This window comes from Aquimarina spongiae, from assembly GCF_900141785.1.
Lineage (GTDB): Bacteria > Bacteroidota > Bacteroidia > Flavobacteriales > Flavobacteriaceae > Aquimarina > Aquimarina spongiae.
The window spans coordinates 143,441-167,361 of sequence record NZ_FQYP01000004.1 but is presented as its reverse complement, the minus strand read 5'-3'; the positions used below and the strand labels follow the sequence as shown (position 1 = coordinate 167,361).

General features: G+C 36.6%; 24 protein-coding genes. 19 read left to right on the top strand and 5 right to left on the bottom strand.

Going from position 1 to position 23,921, the window contains the following annotated elements; all coding sequences use genetic code 11:
• Positions 1-108: 108 nt before the first annotated feature.
• From porW to atpG, 11 genes are all read left to right on the top strand, one after another.
• Entirely contained in the window at positions 109-2,748 is a 2,640-nt protein-coding gene (gene porW, locus BUE24_RS10500; RefSeq protein WP_084549498.1) for a type IX secretion system periplasmic lipoprotein PorW/SprE, read from the top strand.
• Positions 2,749-2,772: 24 nt separating this feature from the next.
• Positions 2,773-3,219 (top strand): bactofilin family protein, encoded by a 447-nt coding sequence (locus tag BUE24_RS10495; RefSeq protein WP_073315974.1) that lies wholly within the window; start codon positions 2,773-2,775, stop codon positions 3,217-3,219.
• Positions 3,173-3,418 carry an AtpZ/AtpI family protein gene (locus tag BUE24_RS10490; RefSeq protein WP_073315973.1) on the top strand — a complete coding sequence of 82 codons (246 nt, stop codon included), beginning with the start codon at positions 3,173-3,175 and terminating at the stop codon, positions 3,416-3,418. The genes BUE24_RS10495 and BUE24_RS10490 overlap by 47 nt, the downstream gene beginning before the upstream one ends.
• A gap of 35 nt (positions 3,419-3,453) precedes the next feature.
• Positions 3,454-3,831 carry a DUF6168 family protein gene (locus tag BUE24_RS10485; RefSeq protein ID WP_073315972.1) on the top strand — a complete coding sequence of 126 codons (378 nt, stop codon included), beginning with the start codon at positions 3,454-3,456 and terminating at the stop codon, positions 3,829-3,831.
• Between the two features lie 122 nt (positions 3,832-3,953).
• On the top strand, positions 3,954-5,021 hold the full coding sequence (atpB, locus tag BUE24_RS10480; RefSeq protein WP_073316200.1) for a F0F1 ATP synthase subunit A: 1,068 nt from the start codon (positions 3,954-3,956) through the stop codon (positions 5,019-5,021).
• 33 nt (positions 5,022-5,054) lie between these two features.
• Positions 5,055-5,246: an ATP synthase F0 subunit C gene (atpE, locus tag BUE24_RS10475; protein WP_027394417.1), complete on the top strand. Its 192-nt coding sequence runs from the start codon at positions 5,055-5,057 to the stop codon at positions 5,244-5,246.
• A gap of 86 nt (positions 5,247-5,332) precedes the next feature.
• Complete coding sequence (locus BUE24_RS10470; RefSeq protein ID WP_073315971.1) at positions 5,333-5,833, top strand: F0F1 ATP synthase subunit B; 501 nt, start codon at positions 5,333-5,335, stop codon at positions 5,831-5,833.
• Between the two features lie 8 nt (positions 5,834-5,841).
• Positions 5,842-6,369: an ATP synthase F1 subunit delta gene (atpH, locus tag BUE24_RS10465; protein ID WP_073315970.1), complete on the top strand. Its 528-nt coding sequence runs from the start codon at positions 5,842-5,844 to the stop codon at positions 6,367-6,369.
• An 11-nt stretch (positions 6,370-6,380) separates the two neighbouring features.
• Positions 6,381-7,853, top strand: a complete 1,473-nt coding sequence (locus BUE24_RS10460; RefSeq protein ID WP_073315969.1) for a hypothetical protein — start codon at positions 6,381-6,383, stop codon at positions 7,851-7,853.
• 21 nt (positions 7,854-7,874) lie between these two features.
• Positions 7,875-9,455: a F0F1 ATP synthase subunit alpha gene (atpA, locus tag BUE24_RS10455; protein WP_073315968.1), complete on the top strand. Its 1,581-nt coding sequence runs from the start codon at positions 7,875-7,877 to the stop codon at positions 9,453-9,455.
• Positions 9,456-9,498: 43 nt separating this feature from the next.
• Positions 9,499-10,359: an ATP synthase F1 subunit gamma gene (gene atpG, locus BUE24_RS10450; protein ID WP_073315967.1), complete on the top strand. Its 861-nt coding sequence runs from the start codon at positions 9,499-9,501 to the stop codon at positions 10,357-10,359.
• Positions 10,360-10,438: 79 nt separating this feature from the next.
• Here the strand turns inward: atpG and BUE24_RS10445 are convergent, their stop codons facing one another.
• Both BUE24_RS10445 and BUE24_RS10440 read right to left on the bottom strand, forming a co-directional pair.
• Positions 10,439-11,137 (bottom strand): LytR/AlgR family response regulator transcription factor, encoded by a 699-nt coding sequence (locus BUE24_RS10445; protein ID WP_073315966.1) that lies wholly within the window; start codon positions 11,135-11,137, stop codon positions 10,439-10,441.
• Positions 11,138-11,141: 4 nt separating this feature from the next.
• Entirely contained in the window at positions 11,142-12,818 is a 1,677-nt protein-coding gene (locus BUE24_RS10440) for a histidine kinase (protein WP_073315965.1), read from the bottom strand.
• A gap of 161 nt (positions 12,819-12,979) precedes the next feature.
• Between BUE24_RS10440 and BUE24_RS10435 the strand changes: the two genes are divergently transcribed.
• The 8 genes from BUE24_RS10435 to BUE24_RS10400 all read left to right on the top strand — a co-directional run bounded on the left by BUE24_RS10435 (position 12,980) and on the right by BUE24_RS10400 (position 21,830).
• Complete coding sequence (locus tag BUE24_RS10435) at positions 12,980-14,833, top strand: serine hydrolase domain-containing protein (RefSeq protein ID WP_170864586.1); 1,854 nt, start codon at positions 12,980-12,982, stop codon at positions 14,831-14,833.
• Between the two features lie 207 nt (positions 14,834-15,040).
• Positions 15,041-15,421, top strand: a complete 381-nt coding sequence (locus tag BUE24_RS10430) for a hypothetical protein (protein WP_073315963.1) — start codon at positions 15,041-15,043, stop codon at positions 15,419-15,421.
• Positions 15,422-15,430: 9 nt separating this feature from the next.
• Positions 15,431-16,885, top strand: a complete 1,455-nt coding sequence (locus tag BUE24_RS10425; RefSeq protein ID WP_073315962.1) for an oligosaccharide flippase family protein — start codon at positions 15,431-15,433, stop codon at positions 16,883-16,885.
• 37 nt (positions 16,886-16,922) lie between these two features.
• Positions 16,923-17,357, top strand: coding sequence for a dUTP diphosphatase (gene dut / locus BUE24_RS10420; RefSeq protein WP_073315961.1), 435 nt, complete (start codon positions 16,923-16,925; stop codon positions 17,355-17,357).
• 44 nt (positions 17,358-17,401) lie between these two features.
• The gene (locus tag BUE24_RS10415) at positions 17,402-18,418 is read left to right on the top strand and encodes a sugar phosphate nucleotidyltransferase (RefSeq protein WP_073315960.1); all 1,017 of its coding nucleotides are present in this window, start codon (positions 17,402-17,404) and stop codon (positions 18,416-18,418) included.
• A gap of 35 nt (positions 18,419-18,453) precedes the next feature.
• On the top strand, positions 18,454-19,824 hold the full coding sequence (locus BUE24_RS10410) for a tetratricopeptide repeat protein (protein WP_073315959.1): 1,371 nt from the start codon (positions 18,454-18,456) through the stop codon (positions 19,822-19,824).
• Between the two features lie 6 nt (positions 19,825-19,830).
• Positions 19,831-20,601 (top strand): lipoprotein insertase outer membrane protein LolB1, encoded by a 771-nt coding sequence (gene lolB1, locus BUE24_RS10405; protein ID WP_073315958.1) that lies wholly within the window; start codon positions 19,831-19,833, stop codon positions 20,599-20,601.
• Positions 20,601-21,830, top strand: a complete 1,230-nt coding sequence (locus BUE24_RS10400) for a murein hydrolase activator EnvC family protein (protein ID WP_073315957.1) — start codon at positions 20,601-20,603, stop codon at positions 21,828-21,830. Before lolB1 ends, BUE24_RS10400 begins: the two co-directional genes overlap by 1 nt.
• A gap of 12 nt (positions 21,831-21,842) precedes the next feature.
• Here BUE24_RS10400 and BUE24_RS23935 read toward each other — a convergent pair whose 3' ends face one another.
• The 3 genes from BUE24_RS23935 to BUE24_RS10390 all read right to left on the bottom strand — a co-directional run bounded on the left by BUE24_RS23935 (position 21,843) and on the right by BUE24_RS10390 (position 23,844).
• A complete protein-coding gene (locus BUE24_RS23935) occupies positions 21,843-22,010 on the bottom strand; it encodes a hypothetical protein (RefSeq protein ID WP_170864585.1) in 168 nt (55 codons plus the stop codon).
• Positions 22,011-22,112: 102 nt separating this feature from the next.
• Positions 22,113-22,622: an acyl-CoA thioesterase gene (locus BUE24_RS10395; RefSeq protein ID WP_073315956.1), complete on the bottom strand. Its 510-nt coding sequence runs from the start codon at positions 22,620-22,622 to the stop codon at positions 22,113-22,115.
• 208 nt (positions 22,623-22,830) lie between these two features.
• Positions 22,831-23,844, bottom strand: coding sequence for an HU domain-containing protein (locus BUE24_RS10390; RefSeq protein WP_073315955.1), 1,014 nt, complete (start codon positions 23,842-23,844; stop codon positions 22,831-22,833).
• Between the last annotated feature and the right edge of the window lie 77 nt (positions 23,845-23,921).

Here is a 23,921-nt window from a genome sequence, read left to right as displayed (position 1 = left end):
TGTTTTTTAACTAAAGAAATGTATTTTTACCTCAGGCGTACTATTTTTGTATATTACAACACACTAAAAAGCAAGTTTTTTAGTTATCACACTTATAAATTATCTCGTTTGGGACGAAAAATTTCACAAATAGGGCTAGTATTGCTTTTGGCAATTGTTGGGTTTGCATGTTCTCGTAAAAAAGACAAGTTTGTAAACCGGACCTGGCATGATGTTACTACAAAAAACAATACCTTATACAACGGTAGATTGGCTTATGATAAAGGCCAGGAAGAATTAATCCAAACATACAACGATAATTTTTGGGAACTACTGCCAATAGAGCGTATGATTGTGAGCGAAGATGTTCGACTCCCTAATGAAGTCTTGAATCAGAATTTTGATCGGTCAGAAGAGAAGGCGGTAAAAGCCATTCAAAAACACAGCATGCTCATCGATGGTAAGGAGCGCAATCCAAAAATTGATGAAGCTTTTCTTTTGTTAGGTAAGGCTAGATATTTTGAACAACGGTTTATCCCTGCGCTAGAAGCTTTCAATTATATTCTTTACAAATATCCTACCAGCAACACGATCAATCATGCCAAAGTATGGAGGGCAAAGACCAATGTACGTCTGGATAATAATGAAAAGGCGATAGAGGATTTGATCCGAATGATTGAGCAAGAGTATATGAAGCCACAGGATTATGCAGATGCGGTTGCAATGATTGCTCAGGCGTATGTGAATTTAAAACAAAAAGACTCGGCACTGGCATATATCAATAAAGCCAGTATTCATACCCAAAAATTCGAAGAAAAAGGAAGGTATTATTACATCAAAGGACAATTATTAAATGAATTGGGCTTTAAAGATAGTGCCAACTATGCATTTGATCAGGTAATAGATCTGAACAGGAGAACACCACGCAGATATATGCTTAATGCTTATATGGCCAAAGCAAGAAACTTTGACTACGAAACAGGAAACCGTGAAGAGTTTTTAGAATTGCTTACGGATCTTGAAGAAAATCGTGAAAACCGTCCTTTTTTGGATAAAATCTATAATCAAAAAGCAGAATATTTCAAGACCTTGGATTCCATAGATTTGGCGATCGCATATTATAACAAATCATTGAGAACCAACTCACCAGATAAATACCTAGAATCTCTAAATTATTATACGTTAGGTGATATTAGTTTTGATAGAAAGAGATATGCAGCTTCTGGGAAATATTATGATAGCACCCTGCAACGAATGATTGTGGATTCAAAGCGATATCGTGTGCTTAAGAAAAAGAGAGACAATCTGGATGATGTTATTTTGTATGAAGGGATTGCGCAAACCAATGATAGTATTTTACGTGTATCTGCAATGTCTGATGATGAGAGATTGGCATATTATAAAACTTATACCGATAGTTTAAAAGCAAAGGCAATTGCATTGCAGGAAGCAGCGGAGTTAGAAGACTATAAAAATCAATTGCCAGCAGAACGTAGATTCCAACAACCACAGAGTAGTATCATAGGTCCAAAAACTAACAATGGTTCAGAAGCTGGGAAGTTTTATTTCTACAATCAGACTACAGTAGCGTATGGTAAAACAGCGTTTAAACGCACCTTTGGAAATAGAGAATTACAAGACAATTGGAGAGTATCAAGCATTTCTAACCCTTCGGCAGTAGCTGCAGAAGTTCCAGAAAAAGAAAATGAATATTCTATAGATACAGATCCCGCTTTTGATCCTTTAACGTATATAGCTCAGGTTCCTACCGACGCGAAGATTTTGGACAGTTTAAAAACCGAAAGGAACTTTGCATATTATCAACTAGGAGTAATTTATAAGGAGAAATTTCAGGAATATCAGTTGTCAATCGATAAGTTTGAAAACCTGTTACAAAATGACCCTGAAGAGCGTTTAATTGTTCCTTCAAAATACAATTTGTACAAAATTTACTTAGCACAAGGAGATATCCCTAATTCTAATACCTACAAGCAGGATATTATTAATAATTATGGAGATTCCAGATATGCTAAGATTCTTCAGAATCCAAATCAGGAGTTAGAGGATAAGGATAGCCCAGAATCAAAGTACAACAAGTTGTATAAGATTTTTGAAGAGCAGCGATATGCTGATGTGATACGAGAGAGTGATGTGCTGATTACAAAATTTGGAGCCGATGAAGATTTTCTTCCAAAATTTGAGCTGTTAAAAGCACAGGCTATTGGTCGTTATCGTGGGTTTGAAGCTTATAAATTGGCCTTAAATTTTGTAGCCCTTAATTATCCACAAAGCCCTGAAGGGAAGAAAGCTCAGATAATGTATCAGGTTACAATACCACAGATCGAAAATAATGTGTTTGCTGTTGGAACGGATGATAAAGAGAATCACAAATTGATTTATCCTTTCTCAACATTTGGTGATAATCAGGCAGCAGCTTTAAAAGAACTTATTGCGCAAATCCTAAAAGAGCTGAAATACGATAAAATGAAAGTGTCTTTAGATGTGTATACCAAAGATCAACAGTTTGTGGTAGTACATACCCGAAGAAATCGAGTAGAAGCCGAAGGTTTAGCAGAGTTGTTATCTATCGGTAGAACCGAGGACACCAGGGGTGTAGATCTTACCAAATGGAATCGTAGAAAAAAATATTATAAGAAAATTGAAGATAATTATTTTACAATTGCATCAGCCAATTATAGAATAATGCAGATTCATAAAAACCTACAGGATTATGATCAAGAGTATGCTGTAGAAGAAGAAACAGAATAATAACTTAATTCCCCTTATATAATTATGTTTTCAGATAATAAAAAAGGCAGAGATCAGGGCGGTATGACTGATTTCTCACGTAACCAAAACAAGATTTCTGAAGGAACAAAAATCGTAGGTGATATTGTTTCTGAAGGAGGTTTTAGAATTGAAGGGACTATTGAAGGTACCTTTAAAACTACAGGAAAAGTTGTAGTAGGAAAATCTGGTTTTATTCAAGGCACATTAGAATGTTCTGATGCAGATTTTGAAGGTAAGTTTTCAGGAACATTATTGGTTTCTAATACGTTATCATTAAAACCTACCGCACATATCGAAGGTGAAGTATCTGTAGGTAAGTTGGCGGTAGAGCCTGGTGCAAACTTTAATGCTTCATGTTCTATGAAGGGTGGTGTAAAATCATTAAGCAAACCAACTGCTGGCAGTGACTCAAAACAACCGCAAACCCAAGGACAAGGGAAATCAGCTTAGGAAATATGCGGCCCTCACCGGAATCGCTTTTCAAATGGGGGCTACGATATTTATCTGCGCATATATCGGAAAAAAGCTTGATGCTCATTATGAACTTCAAAAGCAGTGGTTCACTATGGGCTTTGTGCTTTTTGGGGTTACGGCCTCGGTATATTTGGTGATAAAGCAATTAAATCGGATCAATAAGTCTGACGAATAATATTATAGATCCATTGTCCTTCCTAAATTGTACTAATGCTCAAAGAGTTACTTCGTTTCATATTTATTTTTTTGGTGGTTGTAGTGGGAGGTTATTTCATTCATATGGGAATGGTCACGTCTTTTTCTCTGGATCGAAATCAAGGAATCATCAACTTTTCATATGTGTTTAATGGGATATTTACACTCCTTTTCGTGATAGGTATTTTGGTGTTCAGTAATAAATTCAAAGACCAAATCGGTTTCATCTTTATGGGGGGTAGTTTGGTCAAAATAGGATTGTTTATTGGGATTAGTAAGTTAAATAACATGGATATTGATAAAAATGTCTTTCTGGATTTTTTTGTGGCTTATCTAATTTGCCTCATCCTTGAGGTGTATTTTGTTTCCCGAATTTTGAAATCAGTTAATTAACTGATTATTAGCTATTTAAAAATCTTAAAATATTCTCAAACTTATTTACTCAAAATAGTTTAAGAATCTAACATATTTATGTACATTTGCACCGAAATTTAGGAACCGAAATTTTACGCGTAATGCAAAAACGTACTGTAGTTAGAATTTTATTGATTTTTACCCTGGTTTTTACCGCTTCAAATCTATTTGCAAAAGAAACTGAGAAAGAGGGGAAAGGAGATTTAAAAACAGAGATAAAAGAGTTTATTGATCATCACCTTCAAGACTCTCATGATTTTACCTTGTTTTCTGATAAAGCTACGAACAAGCACTACGGATTTCCACTTCCGGTAATTCTTTGGGATGGTGGTTTAAAAGTGTTTTCTTCTTCAAAATTTCATCACGGAGAAACAGTTGCCGAAGTAGATGGTAATTACTACAAACTATATCACGGAAAAGTATACAAAACAGATGCAGATGGTACCATCAACTACGACGAGGATCATCATGCAACCAATGCGAAGCCATTAAACTTTTCGATTACTAAAAACGTGGTAAGCATGCTTCTTGTGAGTTTATTAATGTTCTTTATGTTTAGAGGATTGGCAAAATCGTATAAGAAGAATAATGGTATTCCTACAGGTCTTGGTCGTTTCTTAGAGCCACTAGTGATTTTTGTAAGAGATGAAATCGCTATTCCTAATATTGGAGAAAAGAAATACAAAAAGTATATGAGCTTTTTGTTAACTATATTTTTCTTTATCTGGATACTGAATCTTTTAGGTATGACTCCTCTAGGTGTTAACGTAACCGGAAATATCGCGGTAACTTTTGGATTGGCATTGCTTACGTTTTTGATTACCAATTTTACGGCTAACAAAAATTATTGGGGACACATATTCTGGATGCCAGGAGTTCCTACTTTTATGAAAATCGTTTTGGCACCGATAGAATTACTTGGTGTATTTATCAAGCCTTTCTCACTAATGATTCGTTTGTATGCGAACATGACTGCAGGTCACGTAGTACTAATGAGTATTGTGGGAATGATGTTTTTGTTTAAAAGTTGGCTTGGTAGTCCGTTATCATTTGGTTTAGCATTTGCGTTATCAATATTAGAATTATTGGTAGCAGCATTACAAGCATATATATTTACGATGTTGTCTGCACTATACTTCGGTATGGCGAATGAGGAGGCACATCACTAAACGATAATTGTTTAATTTTTTTAATTCTTTACTATGGAAGGTTTAAATTATGTAGGAGCTGGTTTGATTGTTATCGGTGCTGGTTTAGGTATTGGTAGAATCGGTGGACAGGCAATGGAAGCTATTGCTCGTCAGCCAGAAGCTTCAGGAAAAATCCAAACTGCAATGCTTATCGCAGCTGCACTTATCGAAGGTATTGGATTTGCTGCTTTATTCGCAGCTTAATTTACAAACAACAGCTGTAACGGTTGGTTACAGCTGTTGTTACAATTTTTAAAATTAGACAATAAAAGAACATAATATAATTACTGATGGAGAAGTTAATAAATGATTTTTCGTTCGGCCTTTTTTTCTGGCAGATTTTACTTTTTGTAGGTTTAGTGCTATTGCTTAGAAAGTTTGCATGGAAACCAATAATGGAAGCGATTAACAATCGTGAAGAAGGAATCAAAGATGCTTTAGAATCTGCGGAAGCTGCAAGAAAAGAAATGCAAAATCTTCAGGCAGATAACGAGCGTATTCTTAACGAGGCCAGAGCAGAGCGTGATAGTATGTTGAAAGAGGCTAGACAGCTTAAAGAAAATATGATCTCTGATGCAAAAGCAGAAGCTCAGGCAGAAGCAGATAAGATTGTAGCTCAGGCACAAGCAACAATTGCTAGCGAAAAGAAAGCGGCAATTGCTGATTTGAAAAATCAAGTAGCTGGACTTTCTGTAGAGATTGCAGAAAAAGTAGTAAGACAAGAATTATCCGACAAAAAGAAGCAATTAGAACTAGTTGATTCTATGTTGGGAGATGTTACTTTAAACTAAGAAGATAGATGAGTAGAGCAGCAATACGATATGCAAAAGCAGTTTTGAGCATCGCTCAAGATAAAAACGCGACTTCGGCTATTCAAAAAGATATGCAGAATATCATCGCTACTATCGATGAGAGTGCAGATCTTAGAATGGTACTGAATAGTCCATTGATCAAAAGCGAAGTAAAACTAGCTTCTCTACGTGAGATTTTTAAAGGTACAGAAGAGATTACTCAAAAGCTATTCGAAACTTTGGTTCAGAATAAAAGAGTAAACCTATTAGGTGATGTTGCAAAACAATACATTGTACTTTTAGATCAATTAAACAATACACAAGTTGCTAAAGTGACTACTGCGGTTCCTTTGGATAAGGCATTGAGTGCAAAAGTACTTGACAAAGTAAAGGAGCTAACCGGCAACGAAGCAACTATAGAGAATATTGTCGATGAAAGTATTATTGGAGGGTTTATTTTGAGAGTGGGAGATATGCAGTATAATGCTAGTATCGCACACAAACTAACTGCACTAAGAAGAGAACTTAGTAACTAATCCAAATAACTATGAGAAATATTGTAACCATCGTACTACTTACTTTTAGTCTTACCCTTTGCGCACAAAAGGTTAAGGTAAAAAAAGGTGTAGTTTTAGTAGATAAACAGGAAACTCCTATACGAGTGACTACATCAGAAGGTGGCGAATATATTTTCACAGATTCATCTTCGGATAAAGTGTTTATCACTGCAAAACGAGAGGCTTACAAGGTAGACGAAACAAAAAGTTTCGAATGGCTTATTTTAAAGAATGAGAATAGCGAGTTCGAGAATGAGGTAGATATGAAATACATGTCTTTCACTTTGAACATGAAAAAAGCTATTGCTGAGTTCTTGATGAAAGAACTTGGTTTTTTTGATGCTGCTGGTGCCGTAAATAATGATAAGATTACTGCCTTTTTCAGCGAGAAAAGAGAACGAGCTAGCAAAGCAGAATACGAGCAATTGGTAACTGCTGCAAAAGAGAGTGCAGCTGCTTATGCTGCTACCGAAAGTATTGGGATTTATGTGGATCCTGAACTTAAAGAAATTACTAGAAAAGGTGAGAAAATCGGTTCGTACCGATTTGCGGATGCAAGTACTATGATCATTCGTGATTTAGATACCTACAAAATCGGAGTGGTTACTCAGGATTTAAGCGGAAATGTAAACATAGAATCACAGTTACTTACAAGCCCTCTTACTTATAATACCAAGAATAGATATAGTGCTACAGACAAGTATGCTACCAAAGAGTTTGTTATCGAGGCAGTACGTCGTATGCATACTCGCGGATTGGAACTTGGACATAGTGCCAATGAGACTTTGGAAAAAGTAAACGAAGAAGCAAAAGCTGAGGCGATCAAAAGCTATGAAGAAGCAAAAGCGAATTCGTCTAATATCTATGGTCAGTTAGGATACGGTATAGACGATAAAGGAGAGCGTTTCGAAGGAAAAGTAACTATGCTTTTTGAAGATATTAAAGATCCTACAGACCCATTATCTGGAGGAACGATTGTAAATGTAGGAGGCAGTGATATTGGTAAGAAAGTAAGCATCATTTACTTAAACGAAAAAGAAAAGAAGAGAACCAAAACCTTATCGGCAAAAAAAGCAACTCGTTTCTGTATATTCGATAAGGAAGGTAACGAAACTTGTTATCAAGGGATAAAGGTAAAAAGTAACGGAATGCTGGCCGGCGGAGGAGATGCTTTGTCTATTGGTGGTTCTGGTGCACTTTTTATGCAAGAAGTATTTAAAGATGGAAAAGGAACTATCTATCAAGAGTTCCCCAGCAAAAAATATTATTTAAGAGTAGAAGGTCAGGAAAAAGCATTTGATTTTGCTTTTGGACCGTTGATCAAAGAAGAAAAGAAGATCGCTAAGTTAAAAGAATATCTTGGTGGATGTGACTATGGAAATGGGTCTTATGACGAAGCAGGTCTTCAAAAAATAGAAAAGGTAAAAGAACTTATTAATTTTTATAACAACTCTTGTAAGTAATCAAGAGAAATAATAGTAATTATGGCAGAAGTGAATCCTGCTGAAGTATCAGCAATTTTAAAACAACAATTATCCGGATTTGAGGCAACAGCTTCATTGGAAGAAGTAGGAACGGTATTACAAGTTGGTGATGGTATCGCACGTGTATATGGATTATCTAATGCACAGTACGGAGAATTAGTGCAGTTCGAATCAGGGTTAGAAGGTATCGTACTTAACCTTGAAGAGGATAATGTTGGTGTAGTACTTTTAGGTTCTTCTACAGAGGTAAAAGAAGGTGCAACAGTAAAACGTACTCAGCGTATTGCATCTATTAATGTTGGAGAGGGAATCGTAGGACGTGTTGTAGACACACTAGGTAACCCAATTGATGGTAAAGGAGCAATCGAAGGTGAAACTTTTGAAATGCCATTAGAGCGTAAAGCACCTGGGGTAGTTTTCCGTCAGCCGGTAAACGAACCACTTCAAACAGGGATCAAATCTATCGATGCCATGGTACCTATCGGGAGAGGGCAGCGTGAGTTGGTAATCGGTGACCGTCAGACTGGTAAGACTACAGTTTGTATCGATACGATCCTTAACCAAAAAGAATTTTATGATGCTGGTGAGCCAGTATACTGTATATATGTAGCTATCGGGCAAAAAGCTTCTACTGTGGCAGGAATTGCCAAAGTATTAGAAGATAAAGGAGCTTTAGCTTATACAACTATCGTTGCGGCAAACGCTTCTGATCCTGCACCAATGCAGGTATATGCTCCTTTTGCTGGTGCGGCTATCGGAGAATACTTCCGTGATACAGGTCGTCCTGCATTAATCATCTATGATGATTTATCAAAGCAAGCGGTAGCATATCGTGAGGTATCTTTGTTATTACGTCGTCCACCAGGACGTGAGGCGTACCCTGGAGACGTTTTCTATTTGCACTCAAGATTGTTAGAGCGTTCTGCAAAGGTGATTGCTGATGATAACATTGCAAAAGACATGAATGACTTGCCAGATTCATTAAAAGATAAAGTAAAAGGTGGTGGTTCATTAACTGCTCTTCCAATTATCGAAACACAAGCTGGTGACGTTTCTGCGTATATTCCAACCAACGTAATTTCGATTACTGATGGTCAGATTTTCTTAACATCAGACTTATTTAACTCTGGTGTACGTCCTGCAATTAACGTAGGTATTTCAGTATCTCGTGTAGGAGGATCTGCTCAGATCAAATCGATGAAGAAGGTGGCAGGTACATTAAAACTGGATCAAGCACAGTTCCGTGAATTAGAAGCCTTTGCTAAGTTTGGATCTGACCTTGATGCGGCTACATTAAACGTAATCGAAAAAGGAAAGCGTAACGTAGAAATTCTTAAGCAGGCACAAAATGACCCTTATACCGTAGAAGATCAAATTGCGATCATCTATGCAGGTTCTAAGAACTTATTAAAGGATGTTCCTGTAAATAAAGTAAAAGAATTTGAAAGCGATTATATCGAATATCTTAATGCAAAGCATAGAGATGCGCTAGATACTCTTAAATCAGGTAAGTTAACAGACGAAGTTACGGATGTACTTATGTCTGCTTGTAAAGAGATCTCGGCAAAGTATAAAGCTTAATTAAATTCATAATTCTGAATTTCAGAATTCATAAGTATTAAAAATGGCAAACTTAAAAGAATTACGTAGTAGAATTACATCGGTGTCTTCGACCATGCAGATTACCAGTGCCATGAAAATGGTATCGGCTGCAAAGTTGAATAAAGCTCAGATGGCTATTACAGCAATGCGTCCGTATGCAGATAAACTGACCGAGCTTTTACAAAGCTTAAGTGCTTCTCTAGAAGGAGATAGTGCCAGTGCATATGCAGAACAACGTGAGGTAAACAAAGTATTAATTGTTGCGGTTGCCTCAAACCGTGGTTTGGCCGGTGCTTTTAATTCTAATATCATTAAGGCTGTAAGAGGCTTATACGAGAACGAGTATGCAGGTAAGCAAGTTGACTTTTATACTATAGGTAAAAAAGTAAATGATGTGGTTTCCAAAACGCATACGGTAGTAGCCAACAAAAATGAGGTTTTTGACGACCTTACTTTTGCAAATGTGGCTGCAATCGCCGAAGAGTTAATGGAGAAGTTTACAAACGGTTCTTATGATAAGATTGTTGTTGTATACAATAAGTTTAGAAATGCAGCTTCTCAAGATGTAACCACAGAGCAGTTTCTACCAATTCTGCCGGTAGAAAATGCAACGGCTACTAATGTAGATTACATTTTTGAACCGTCAAAAGAAGAGATCGTTGAGCAACTAATTCCTAAGTCTTTAAAGACACAATTGTACAAGGCAATTAGAGATTCTTTCGCTTCTGAGCATGGTGCACGTATGACTGCGATGCACAAAGCTACAGATAACGCAACAGAGCTTAGAGATTCGCTTAAATTATCATACAATAAAGCTAGACAAGCTGCAATTACTAATGAGATCCTAGAGATCGTTGGTGGGGCAGAAGCGTTAAATAGCTAATAATAATATCAACATAAAAAGCCTTATAAGCATCCGTTTATAAGGCTTTTTTATGCCTGTTTTCGATGTTAAGGCAATTTTATTTAAACATCTCCTTTAGCGTTTTGTATTTCGTTCTTCCAATAGGAAGTATTTCACCATTCTTAAGTTCTGCTTGATACTTACTTCCAGAACTTACTTTGATGGTTTTAATCTCCTCAATTTTGGTGATATATGATTTATGAATTCTAACAAACCTATCCGGTAGAAGTTGTTCTAATTTCTCAAGGGATTTATCATGAAGAAAGGTGCTATTGTTATTTAACACTAGTTCCGAATATACTCCGGCTCCTTTGATGTAAATGATATGTTCAATATCAATGAGTTTTACCTCTCCACGTTTTTTGATGGCCAGAAACTTGATGTTTCTTTGGGTGGTATCTTCTTTATGCATTACGCGATCAAAAGCTTTGTGTAACCTTTCCTTGTTAAATGGTTTAGGGACAAAATCTAGGACTCCAAATTCAAAAGCTTGTATGGCTTGATCTTTATAGGCGGATATAATGATGGTATGAAAGGATTGCGAAACTGCTTCTTTAAGGAGGTCAAAACCACTTTCCCCATTTAGATTGAGGTCCAAAAGAACAAGATCTACTTTGTGCGCTGTTACAAATTCAAGTCCTTTAGCCAATGATTCCATATGCGTTATCTCGGATAGCGTATTCAGAAAGAACTCTCGGGTCATTCTCATGATGCGCTTTGCGATTCTTGATTCGTCCTCAATAACTAGGATATGCATAAACTTAAGAATAAATAGTTATGATATTTTTCCATCCTTCTGGGGTTTGATAAGATTCAAAATCCCATTTTCGGCCATAACTTTCGGTTAAACGAGCTTTAATATAGGTATTTCCGGTACCATCTTCAATGGGTTTTTCAGGATTTCGTAAGCTAGCTACGGTACATAACCTATAGCTTCTATAAGATGATGAAGATTCTTGCGATAGGTGGAAATGAATCTCATTCTGATCATCAGGCATACAATGAGTGATTCCGTTTTCGACTAGAGTATGTAATATAGCGGGAGGGATACTTTGGGTTGGATCAATGCCTTCGTCGTTCCAGGAATAGATAATCTCTTTTCGATACCTCATAATATTGAGAAAGCTTTTGCAAAGCTGTATTTCCTGGTCAATAGGGATGAGTTTTTTATCTTCAACCTGGTTTAGTAAATCGAACTCTTCGGCCAAGGCTTCAATAAAATCAACGCCTTTACTCGGGGATTCCTCAACCCAATCTATCAAAGAAGTAAGGGTGTTCATCAAGAAGTGAGGCTGTATTTTTTTCTTTAATAATTCATTTTTTAATCTGGAGGTTTCTACCAAAGAATGTTCAAAAGCCTCACGTTGTTTTTGGATGTGTCGGGCAAGAACATAAAACATACTTAGCAATAAAATGGTGAAGCTAATGATAAGACTAAAATCATAAGTGATCAGATAATACAGTAAAATATTGATCAGTAATGAACCTAATACTACAATGGCATTTTCTGTTTTTTTGTAGGTTGCAATACCCACGATGATTATAGAAAAAACCCACATACAGATAATCAGAAGTGCTGTGGTATGATCGTATCGCCCTCTGAAATAGAAAAATATAAATAGCAAGAGTATAAAGTAGCTGGACAACAGCAACTTTCTTTTGGGAAGTGAAAACTGTATCGAGAAATATACCGGAATCAAAAAAGCGATCAAAAATGTCAATACACCAATAATTTCTAACCGGATGTAAAAAACGCTGTAGTGAATAGGGAGGAAAAATTTAATATATTCTACAACGATAAGCACCGAAAACAGAAAGGAGCATATGCTAAATAACAATACCGGAAAAAATCTTTTGTTATAAAAATAGAGCATAAAAAAATAAACCGCTGTGAGTAAAAAGGCACCTGCAAAAATATAAGTGATGGCTGTTAACACTACCGGTGATTGGATAAGGTTTTTATAACTACTTACTACAAAAGCAAAACCACGTTTTTGATCCGGGTAATACCGTTGCGAAATGCGTAGCGCCAAGAAGTGTTCCCCCTTTTTTGCTAGAGAATCAGGAATAATAAAAGATCGATCCACTTCTCCTTTTTTAAGATGTTCCTTGCCTGGGGTGCCATTTCTGCCTATCAAAACTTCGTCCCAATACACTTCATAAGCACCAAAGCCATAGATAAGCAAACCTTGAGGGGTATCTTCTTGAGGATGTTGATCTATACGAATAGTAGTTCTCGCCCAAAAAATAGCATCTTTACTATTCTCTCTTTGCAATGACCAAGAATTGTCATCAATGTTTTTTAATCGCCAATTTAGCGTGTCTCCTGTCTTGTATCTTATTTGAGGAGCTTGAACCTTAAAATCATTTTCGCAAGAGATGAAGCAAGCAATACTAGTGATAAAGACAACAATTTTGAATATACCAAATCGATTCATGAGCAAAGAGATCTTGATAAGGCTAAGATAGGACAAAAAGAAAGTCAAAAAATGCAGTTCAAATAACTATAGAGCAGTTGGTAAAGAAAACCTTTTAAAATGGTCCATAAAAGAAGAATTTAGATCCAGATAATCAAAATACGAACAAATACTTTATGGATATGAGAACGACAAAAGTTAAAATGAGGGTACTAAGTATCCTTTTTAGTTACGCTATGATGGGGAACATGATTTATGGTCAATCAAAGCAATCACAACCTTTAGAAGCGTTGACAGAACAGATCAATCAGAAAATGCAGAAACACCAACTTCACGGATTGAGTGTTGCTGTATTCGACGATTACAAGATGATTTGGTCGCATCAATGGGGAATCAAAGCGTCTGGTACGACAGATAAAATTGACGAGAACACAGCTTTTTCTACCGCTTCTACTTCCAAAGCGATCATTAGTATGCTTTGCGGAATTTTGGAAGAAAAAGGACATATTAACCTTGATGATCCAATTTCAAAATATTTAAAACGATGGCAATTACCATCGAGTGAGTTCGAAAATAGTAAGGGTATTACTTGGATGCAACTCTTATCTCATACGGCAGGTACAAGTCAGGGTGGATTTGCGGATTTTTATGAAGGAGATAAAATCCCTACCATTTTGCAAAGTTTGAAAGGAGAATTGCTGCCAAGATATGATAGGGAAATAGAGTTTTTATTTGAACCGGGCTCCAATTGGAAATACAGTGGAGGAGGATATGTAATCATCCAGATGGCCCTAGAAGATCATTTGAACACACCATTAGCCGATTTGGTAAAAACATATGTTTTTGATCCGCTTGGACTTAAAAACACAACCATGAAACAACCTAACGAAGAAGGTTTCCTGAACAATGTGGCAAAAGTACATAACATGAAGGGAGAAATTATAAAAACGGGACTTCCGATCACGCCGCAAGTGGCTCCCTCAGGAATGTGGTCTACACCTTCGGATTTGGCAATTATAGGAATAGAAATGCAAAACGCATTGCGCAATCAATACAACAAAGTAATATCCCATAGGGTAGCAAAACGAATTACCAAAGTGCTATCTCTGGATAATGTAGGCGGTTGGAGTGCGGGTTGGAATAGGTCGTTTGGAATAGGTAATCGTGATTGGTTCTCTCATGGGGGTTCGAATACAGGTGTTGGAGGAGAATTTATGGCTACCCTAGAGGGAGGAAGCGGCCTTGCAATCCTTGCCAATGGGGATAAACCTAATCGATTTCCAGTGATAAATTTTTTGAGAAATGAAATTGTAGAAAGATGTAATTGGAAACAATCTATCAATCAAAAACTATTGAAAGAAGTACCAAAGGATCTGAAAAATATGGTGGTTGGGTCCTATTTGGATTTCTTGTATCATGCTCCTGGAGTCAATAAGATTTTTGAAGAAGATGGTCAGCTGTTTATTAGTTCACCCATGTTTGAGTTTATGTTGCAGAAGAAGAAAAATCAGATGTATTATGTAGGGAATAATACATTCAAAATTGAGGACTATCCCAATAATATACAATTCGTAACTAATGGAAACTCGCAATTAAAGGAGATCGTGATTTTTAGAAATAAGACCAAAGAAAATAAAGTGGTGATTCAAAAAGAAGAAGTAAAAAACCATAAGACCCAGCTTATTGATGCCTTTTCGAATCTTGAAATTGCAGCTGCAAAACAAGAATATAAAAAGATCAAAGAATTAGCTCCGGATCTTGAGTTTGAAGCTATTCTTAACGAATTCGGATATATTTTCTACATGGAAAATAATATGAAAAAAGCGATTGCGGTATTAGAGTTTAATCGCGAAGAACATCCAGATTCATGGAATACATACGACAGCCTTGGTGAGATCTATGAAGTAAATGGGCAGTTTCAAAAATCGGTTAAAAACTACAAAAAGGCTCAAGCATTGAATGCTTCTCAAGAATACAAAGAAAGGGTGTCTTTAAAAATCAAGGAGTTAGAACAAAAGTCTGAACAAGAATTTTAAACAACCCTATTTGTAAAATTGACCTCATAAGGAAACTTATGAGGTTTTTTTGGTAAGAAATAAATTTTTCTTCTTTTTTACGTTTGATTTTCTATATTGATGTACATTTAATCAATAATAGCCATGAAATTAATGAAATCGCTTACTATAGCAATTACGTTTTTAGTAATATGCCCTCTATGTATACAATGCGCAAGTAGTCAGAAAATGGATAAGATCGCACCTGTAAAAGTTGAAAACCCGTATTTTGAAAGATGGAATACTGATGATGAAAGGGGATTGACGCTTTATATTCCTGTTGATGAAGCTTCGACAATACAATTAGAACATGCATATTTTAAGTTCAAAAAAATTGCACTTAGTAAGGAAGAAGGAACCTCGGTATATGTAGGGAAATACACCCTGCCAAAAGGAGAAAACAAAGATATGGTGATGAGCTCTGATCCAAAGGAAGAATTTAATAATACGCTACCGCCAGGAATAGAAAGAATCCCTTTTCAACTTAAAGGTAATGAGTGTGTAATTAGTTACATCAAAGACGGTGTGCAAAGTCATTTTAAGATAGCAAATATTCAAGAGAAAAAGTAATACCACACATTGAGTATCTTTCAGAAGTTATTTAAGCAAACGTTTATTTATGGATTGGCAACGGTTCTACCTAGAATGTTGTCTTTTCTTTTGGTGATCGTTCATACCAAATATTTAGATGGCCCCATTGCCTACGGCCGTGTTACTATTTTGTTTTCCTGGATTATTGTTTTTAATGTGGTGCTTGCTTATGGTATGGAAACCTCGTTTTTTCGATTTTTGAATCTCGATAAATTTAAAAGCAAGGTTACAAGTACTTCTGCAATATCCATTGTATTTTCTACAGCCATTTTTGTACTTATTACCATTTTGGCTCAAGATCAAATAGCGTCCTTGATAGGTGTAGAAACAGAATTTTTGAGATATGTGATATGGATTTTGGCATTAGACACTTTAGTGATCATTCCTTTTGCGCATTTAAGGGCTATGGAAAGACCGATGCGTTATGCAATCATTAAGATTATTAATGTGGTCATTTATGCTTCTTTGAACGTGTTTTTCCTGATCTTTCTTAAAGATCTTGCTTCTCAATCTGAGATGTTTCAGGAAATTTATATTGAAGATTTCCAGGTACAGTACATATTCCTTTCCAATGCAATTGCTAGTGGGGTTACCCTGCTATTGATGTTGCCTTTCTATCTTAAAATCAAGTATCGTTTTGACAAAGAATTATGGCAAAAGATGTTGGGCTACGGTTTCCCAATACTGATCTCGGGATTGGCATTTGCGATCAATGAGCATTTCGATAAAATCTTGTTAGAATGGATATTGGGAGAGAAAGAAGGATTGTTTGATTCTGGAGCCTATGCAGCCTGCTATAAACTGGCCTTGTTTATGACCTTGTTTGCAACCGCTTTCAGGATGGGAATAGAGCCCTTCTTTTTTAGCCATGCCAAAGAGAAGAACGCTCCCAAAACCTATGCGCAGATCACACAGTATTTTGTGATTTTTGGATGTGTAATTCTGATCGGAGTTATCACATTTTCTGATCTGCTGAAAGCATTTATGATCAAAAATCCAGAGTATTGGGAAGCTATGATTGTAGTACCTATTATTTTGTTGGCTAATCTTTGCCTTGGGATCTACCATAATCTTTCGGTATGGTATAAAATTACAGATAGAACCAAATTTGGAGCCTACATTTCTATAGTAGGGGCTTTGGTAACGCTTATTCTTAATTTTGCCTTGATTCCGCAATATAGTTATCTCGGTTCTGCGATCGCTACCCTGGCAGCATACGGAACGATGATGACTCTATCCTGGTATTTTGGCCGAAAATATTATCCGATTCCGTATAATCTTAGAAAGATTGGAGTGTATCTTCTTCTATCTATAAGTTTTTCGGCAGTATCCTTTTATATTTTCGACAGCAATTATTTGATTTCTATCCCGTTGTTCGTACTGTTTTTAGTAATTTTGTACGCCTCTGAAAGAAGGGAATTGAAACAAATTTTAAAAAAGTAAGGTCAACTAAAGGCCATTAGCAATTTTACTAATATCTATGCAAATCAAAATTATTAATAGATCATCCCATGATCTTCCTAATTACGAAACTATTGCGTCTGCAGGAATGGACCTAAGAGCAAATATAGAAGAGCCTGTTACATTAGCGCCTTTGGATCGAGCTATTATCAAAACAGGATTGTTTATCGAATTGCCAGTAGGGTATGAGGCGCAAGTAAGGCCAAGAAGTGGATTGGCGGCAAAAAAAGGAATCACGGTACTGAATGCTCCAGGAACTATAGATGCAGATTATAGGGGAGAAATAGGAGTGATATTAGTCAACTTGTCTCACAGTAATTTTACCATTGAAAATGGGGAGAGAATTGCTCAGTTAGTAATTGCTAAACACGAACGTGCAGAATGGATAGAAGTAACCGAATTATCTGAAACCTCTAGAGGAGAAGGAGGCTTTGGAAGCACAGGAGTGAAATAAAAAGAAAAGAAAAAATTAACCAATATCATACAAAACAATAACACATGAAGATCATTGTACCTATGGCAGGAAGAGGTTCAAGACTAAGACCTCATACCTTAACTGTTCCTAAACCTTTAATCCCTGTTGCAGGAAAACCTATCGTTCATCGATTGGTATCCGACATTGCCAAAGTTTTGGGAGAACCAGTCGAGGAGATTGCTTTTGTATTGGGAGATCCTGCCTTTTTTGGAGATGATGTGGTAGCTAGTTTAACAGAGTTGGCAGAAAGTCTGGGGGCAAAGGCTTCTATTTATAGACAAGATCAGCCTCTGGGAACCGGACATGCAATTATGTGTGCAAAAGATTCTTTATCAGGGCCAGCAGTTATCGCTTATGCAGATACGTTGATTCGCGCAGATTTTAATCTGGATAAAGATGCAGATTCGGTTATTTGGGTAAAACAAGTGGATCAACCTGAAGCATATGGAGTAGTAAAACTAAACGAGCAAAGTCATATTACAGAATTAGTAGAAAAACCTAAAGAATTTGTATCGGATTTAGCTGTAATAGGAATCTATTATTTTAAGGATGTTGGTGTGCTAAAAAATGAATTGCAATATGTATTGGACAACAACATTATTCATGGAGGAGAATATCAGATAAACGATGGTATCAAAAGAATGATGGCCGATGGAAAAGTTTTTGTTACCGGAAAAGTCGACGAATGGATGGACTGTGGCAACAAAAATGTAACCGTAGAAACCAATTCTAGAATGCTAGGTTTTTTGCAAAAAGATGGCGAAAATTTGGTAAGCGATTCGGTTACTCAAGAAAACGCAACAATTATTGAACCTTGTTACATTGGAGAAAATGTAACTTTAAGAAATACAACGGTTGGACCAAACGTATCTATTGGAAATGACTGTACAGTGGAAAATACCACAATTAAAAATAGCTTGGTGCAAACGAAAACTACAATAAAAAATGCTAACTTAGACAATGCTATGGTTGGTAATCACGTAGTTTACGACGGAAAATTCTCGACCATTAGTATTGGAGATTATTCCGTTTTGGAATAATTTGTGAAGCGTTAATAGTTTAAGATGGATTTGTGATGAAACGAAGGATCTGTATTTGCTTATTTTGTTTGTCCTTTGGATGGGGCAGCGCTGTTGTTTTGGCTCAGGAAATTGAGCCCAAGCAGGAAGTAAATATTGATGATCTGGGAAATGTTTCTGACGAATTCCAGGAGAATTTCTTTGAAGCGCTAAAACAAAAAGCGATCACTAACTACGATAAAGCAATCAAGGCTTTAGAAAAATGTATAGAGTTAGATCCTTCGCCTAATTTTTTATATCTCGAACTAGGTAAAAATTATCTTGAGCTTAAACTCTACGAACAGGCAGAATCCAATTTCAAGAAGGTATTAGAAGAAAAACCAGACGATCGATTTGTGCTAGAGCTTTTGTATGAGGTGTATTTCAAAGAGCAGAAATATAAAGAGTCGGTAGAAGTTGTAGAAAAATTGGTGGTATATAATAGTATGTTCAAAGAGCAGTTAGCTAATCTTTACTACATCGAAAAACGCTATGATGATGCGCTTAGAGTGCTGGATGAATTGAATGAAGAGTATGGGATTGATACGTATCGGCTTCAACTCCGGAAACGAATTGCTTTAAAGATTACCGATCCTTCAAATCAGATTAGTAGACTTGAACAACAAATCAAAGAAAAGCCCAAAGTAGAACAGAACTATTTGAATCTGATCTATATGTATAGCCAGGACAATCAAAAGGAAAAGGCATTCGAAACCGCTAAACGCCTTTTGAAAAAAGTACCGAAGTCAGATTTGGCACACCTGTCTTTGTACAAGTTTTATTTGGAAAAAGGACAAACCAAAGAGGCCATTCGCTCTATGGAGATTACACTAAAGAGCAGTAAAGTAGACACCGAGGCAAAGTATAAGGTGGTGAGCGACTTTTTGCAGTTTATCAATACCAATCCAGAATATGAAAGTGAGCTGACTATAGTAATGAATGCACTTTCTGGTGATGGTAATGGTGTTAAGGTATTTACAGAATTAGGCCACTTTTACTATAAAAAAGATCAGAAAGAACAAGCGCTTAATTTTTATGAAAGAGGAATCAAAGCGAACGCTAATGACTTTGGATTGCTAAAACGGATATTACTTTTACAATTGGATTTAAAACGCTATCAAAAAGCGGAAAGCGGGAGTGAATTGGCCTTAGAAATGTATCCTGCACAACCAATCTTTTATTTGGTGAACGGAGTGTCGCTATTGCAATTAGAAAAAGCAGATGCTGCGATTGAAATTTTGACTACCGGAATCGATTATGTGATCGATGATTCGAAGATGGAATCCGATTTTTATAAACAAATTAGTGAAGCCTATCAAAAACTCGGAGACGAAAATAAAGCTTCAGAATATATGCAAAAGGCTATTCAGCTTCAGAAAAAATCATAATAGTTGATGAACAAAATATGCTATCTTTTATGTTTCTCGTTATTCTTTCTGTATTCGTGTAAAGGAACAAAAACTGCAAATACTACCAAGGTCAAAAAACTAAGTGCAGAAAAGGTGATTGCCAATCACTATAACCGCTCTTTCAACTTCGAAACTCTTAATGCTAGGATAAAAGTAAAATACGACGATGGTAAACGTGGTGTAAGCCCAACAGCCACCTTAAGAATTGAAAAGGACAAAGTAATATGGGTAAGTGTCAAAATGTTGGGAATTACCTTGGCAAAAGCACTAATCACTCCAGATAAGGTAAGTTACTACGAAAAAATCGAAAACTCTCATTTCGAAGGAGATTTCCAATTGCTAAGTGAATGGTTGGGCACCGATCTGGATTTTGACAAGGTGCAACAACTCTTATTAGGGCAGGCATTATTTAATCTTAGAGAGGACAAATATAAAACCAGTATAGACGAAGGGTCTTATCTATTAAAACCTAAAACTGATTTCGTGCTTTTTGAGCGATTATTTCTTGTCGACCCGGGTAATTTTAAGATGGCAGAGCAAAAGTTGAAACAACCTGCCGAAAACCGAGATTTATCCATCAAATATCAGGGTTATCAAAAGATAGGAAATCAGGATTTCCCCAAAAGAATCATCATCGAAGCGGTAGAAGGCGACGATACTACCATAATTGATGTAGAATATAGAGCAGTAGATTACAATGCTCGCGTAAGTTTTCCGTTTAAAATACCATCAGGGTCCAAGGAAATCAGTATTTAATGAAAGTATTGCGATTTATAAGTGTTGTTGTATTGCTATTGTGTGTGGTACCTATGTACGCCCAAAGCACCAAACAACAGAAACTTGAAGAAGAACGGCAACGTTTGCGTCAGGAAATTGAGCAAATGAGACGTTTGCGAGAAGAGAATAAAGTAAAAGAGTTATCCGTTCTGGATGAGGTGGAATCTATTTCTGCACAGATAAGCACGCGCCAAAACCTGATTAAGATCACCAATCAACAAACCAATTTACTGACCAGAGAAATCAATAGTAATCTAAATAAAATTGATACTTATCGCAATGAATTAAAGGTGCTGAAAGAAGACTACGCCAATATGGTCAAGAAATCTTACAAAAGTAAGTCGCACCAAAGCAGGATTATGTTTTTGTTGTCATCCTCCAATTTTACGCAAGCCTATAAGCGATTGCAATACATGAAGCAGTACAATGAACATCGAAAAGAGCAGGCAGATCGTATCGAAAAGAACACTATGGAGCTTCAGCAATTAAATCGAAACCTATCTAAACAAAAAGAGGATAAAGAGACCTTGATTAGCGAAAATCGAGAAGCACAAGAAAAATTAAAGGGAGAGAAGAAAGAACAACAGGTGCTCATGGCTTCTATCAAAAAGAAGCAAGGTGTCTATACGAAACAAATCAAAAAGAAACAGGAGCGCGCCAGTGCGATTGATAAGCAAATCGAAAAATTAATTCGTGAGGCCATTGCTCGGGCCAACAAAAAAGCTGGGAATAAGGTAGCCAAAAAAGGTACAGCTACTACTTTTGCGATGACCGCCGAAGCCAAAATACTAGCCGATAATTTTACATCCAACAAAGGAAAACTACCTTGGCCAGTAGGTACTGGTAGACTAACCAAAAAATATGGTCGACAACCACATCCTACCTTACCCAATATCCAGATCAATAGTAGTGGTGTGGAAATTGAAACAAGATCAGGTGAACGCGCCAGAGCAATTTTTGAGGGAGAAGTAATAGCCATTCAAAAATTGAAGGGAGCAAGTCGATTGGTGCAAATCCGACATGGTAACTACATTACTACCTATTATAATCTGCATAATATTTCTGTAAAGGAAGGCCAGAAGGTTACCACAAAACAGTCTATAGGCGAAGTTAGAACAAATCCAACAACAGGAAGGGCAATCATGAAGTTCTTAATTTATCAAAATGCTAAGCGATTAAATCCTCACCAATGGATTTATCGAATGTAATCTTTTCCTCAACTAGCAAGAGGGCGAAAGTGTTTCAGTAAGCGAAGTAAACACCAGAGAAAGATAACTGTATACATCTTCGGCTCCAAAATATCGATATCGTATAAATAGCGCAAGCATCAGGATAAACCCAACCAAAGTGATGTATACCGATATAGTTATTTTGTGTTGTTTCTTCATCTAGAAGTTCCTATTGTCCTTATCAAGATAGATAAAAATGGTCAAAAGGAAATGCTATTTTCTCGACTTTAAGATAGATTTAAGTAATCTAATAATGAGGTATTAAATGAATAGTGCCTTAAGTTCTGTAGCATCATCTGGTTTCATCTTTCCGGCCAATACCAAGCTCAATTGCTTGCGACGTAACGCTGCTTCATAACGTTGCTTTTCCAGATCAGTTTGTGGTTGTATAGGAGGCACAGGAACTGGGCTTCCAGTCTCATTTACTGCTACAAAGGTATAAATGGCTTCGTTTACCTTGGTACGATCACCACTTTGTCGGTCTTCTACCCATACGTCGATAATCACTTCCATAGACGAGGTAAATGCTCTGGATACTTTCGCTTCCACAGTAACCACACTACCCAAAGGGATTGCTTGATTAAATGCTACATGGTTTACAGAAGCGGTTACTACAATTCTTCTAGAGTGTCTCCCAGCTGCAATTCCTGCCGCACGGTCCATACGGGCAAGTAATTCCCCTCCAAATAGATTATTCAAGGGATTGGTCTCTCCTGGTAAAACTAAGTCCGTAAGTGTGGTTAACGATTCTGAAGGATATCGAGCTTCCATAAACAATAAAATTTTTGGCAAAGATAATCACGTAAAAAGAACTTACACTATTTCGCTGGCCAAAAGTGATTTACACCACTTAAGCAAGGTTTGAGATTTTGAAAAACTTTTAGGGTTTAGAAAAGAAGATTCGTAAACAAATAGGAGCAATCATTAGTAAAATAATGATGATGTAAAGCTTATGATGAAAAGTACGTTTTTCGAAATTTTAATTCTGAACCAGTAACCAAGCCTTAGGACTTTGTTCATTCTTGATTTTTCGAAGCGCTTTTAAGGCATCTAATCTATTCGCGTAGCTGGCGTATACTACCTGGTGAAGTCCATATTTATTAACCCCAATAAGACGGGCATCAAAACCTTGTTCTTTTAGTCGTTGTACTTTCTTATCTGCGTTTGAAGCAATTCTAAAGGCTCCCGCAACGATATGAAAGTTTCCTGCAGTTGCATCATCAGAAACAGGGACAGAGGTATCCGCAACACTTTCCTCGGCGCTATTCTCTTCTTTAGTTAGATTCAAGCTGATGGCTGGTAGCGGATTTGAAATCTCGAACGTAGCTTCTTGAATGGTGTTCTCAATTTCCTGATTTGCTTTTACCCATTCCTGATTGTTATGGCTAATGGTATTATTGCTAATTTGTTTCAATCCAAAAAAACCACCAAGACCTATAACAATAGCTGCAACTGCTGCATACTGTAAATAAGGACGTTCTTGTCTTTTCTCGGGAGTAAATGCAATAGGAGTAGTTTCTTCTATAGCTTCCACTTCTTCTTTATACACTTCCCTTTGGATTGGGATTTCTCTTTCTATATTAGGAGAAACAAAGCTTTGCATACCAAAAGCTTCAGTAAGGTAATTTACATCTTGAGTTGGCTCAAACTGGATAGTATTTTCTACAGAAGTAAAGAAAGCACCAATACCTTCTAGCTCAACACGTTTTCCTAACGCCATTTTATCTCTAAGGGATAACGCATAGCGTTGTAACTTGGCAACGGCATCTGTATACGAAATACCTTCGGCAGCAGCAATATAATTCGCTAATAACCCATCATTGTTCTGTAATTGACGATTAAAAGAAATGCTCTTTTTAGGAGGGTAAAATGAATGAGTAGTTTCCTGAATTGAAGCAGATTCTCGTCTGGTTAAAAATGCTCCAAAACCAGGTAGGATTACACATTCGTAACGATATAATAATTCACTGATGTATTTTGCCGTGTTGTTCATTTGCCCCCTTCTAAAAATGCTGCATGTACAGCCAATGGTTAGTTAACTCAAAGGTATAAAAAAATGAAAATCGTGAG

Excerpts from the sequence above, each read along its gene's own strand:
- BUE24_RS10485 (WP_073315972.1), top strand. The coding sequence starts at position 3,454 with ATGCTCAAAGAGTTACTTCGTTTCATATTTATTTTTTTGGTGGTTGTA.
- BUE24_RS10460 (WP_073315969.1), top strand. The coding sequence starts at position 6,381 with ATGAGAAATATTGTAACCATCGTACTACTTACTTTTAGTCTTACCCTT.
- BUE24_RS10390 (WP_073315955.1), bottom strand. The coding sequence starts at position 23,844 with ATGAACAACACGGCAAAATACATCAGTGAATTATTATATCGTTACGAA.
- BUE24_RS10430 (WP_073315963.1), top strand. The coding sequence starts at position 15,041 with ATGGATAAGATCGCACCTGTAAAAGTTGAAAACCCGTATTTTGAAAGA.
- BUE24_RS10440 (WP_073315965.1), bottom strand. The coding sequence starts at position 12,818 with ATGAATCGATTTGGTATATTCAAAATTGTTGTCTTTATCACTAGTATT.
- atpH (WP_073315970.1), top strand. The coding sequence starts at position 5,842 with ATGAGTAGAGCAGCAATACGATATGCAAAAGCAGTTTTGAGCATCGCT.
- atpB (WP_073316200.1), top strand. The coding sequence starts at position 3,954 with ATGCAAAAACGTACTGTAGTTAGAATTTTATTGATTTTTACCCTGGTT.
- BUE24_RS10410 (WP_073315959.1), top strand. The coding sequence starts at position 18,454 with ATGAAACGAAGGATCTGTATTTGCTTATTTTGTTTGTCCTTTGGATGG.
- dut (WP_073315961.1), top strand. The coding sequence starts at position 16,923 with ATGCAAATCAAAATTATTAATAGATCATCCCATGATCTTCCTAATTAC.
- atpA (WP_073315968.1), top strand. The coding sequence starts at position 7,875 with ATGGCAGAAGTGAATCCTGCTGAAGTATCAGCAATTTTAAAACAACAA.
- BUE24_RS10495 (WP_073315974.1), top strand. The coding sequence starts at position 2,773 with ATGTTTTCAGATAATAAAAAAGGCAGAGATCAGGGCGGTATGACTGAT.
- BUE24_RS10395 (WP_073315956.1), bottom strand. The coding sequence starts at position 22,622 with ATGGAAGCTCGATATCCTTCAGAATCGTTAACCACACTTACGGACTTA.
- atpE (WP_027394417.1), top strand. The coding sequence starts at position 5,055 with ATGGAAGGTTTAAATTATGTAGGAGCTGGTTTGATTGTTATCGGTGCT.
- BUE24_RS10400 (WP_073315957.1), top strand. The coding sequence starts at position 20,601 with ATGAAAGTATTGCGATTTATAAGTGTTGTTGTATTGCTATTGTGTGTG.
- lolB1 (WP_073315958.1), top strand. The coding sequence starts at position 19,831 with ATGAACAAAATATGCTATCTTTTATGTTTCTCGTTATTCTTTCTGTAT.
- BUE24_RS10445 (WP_073315966.1), bottom strand. The coding sequence starts at position 11,137 with ATGCATATCCTAGTTATTGAGGACGAATCAAGAATCGCAAAGCGCATC.
- BUE24_RS23935 (WP_170864585.1), bottom strand. The coding sequence starts at position 22,010 with ATGAAGAAACAACACAAAATAACTATATCGGTATACATCACTTTGGTT.
- BUE24_RS10415 (WP_073315960.1), top strand. The coding sequence starts at position 17,402 with ATGAAGATCATTGTACCTATGGCAGGAAGAGGTTCAAGACTAAGACCT.
- BUE24_RS10435 (WP_170864586.1), top strand. The coding sequence starts at position 12,980 with ATGAGAACGACAAAAGTTAAAATGAGGGTACTAAGTATCCTTTTTAGT.
- atpG (WP_073315967.1), top strand. The coding sequence starts at position 9,499 with ATGGCAAACTTAAAAGAATTACGTAGTAGAATTACATCGGTGTCTTCG.
- BUE24_RS10470 (WP_073315971.1), top strand. The coding sequence starts at position 5,333 with ATGGAGAAGTTAATAAATGATTTTTCGTTCGGCCTTTTTTTCTGGCAG.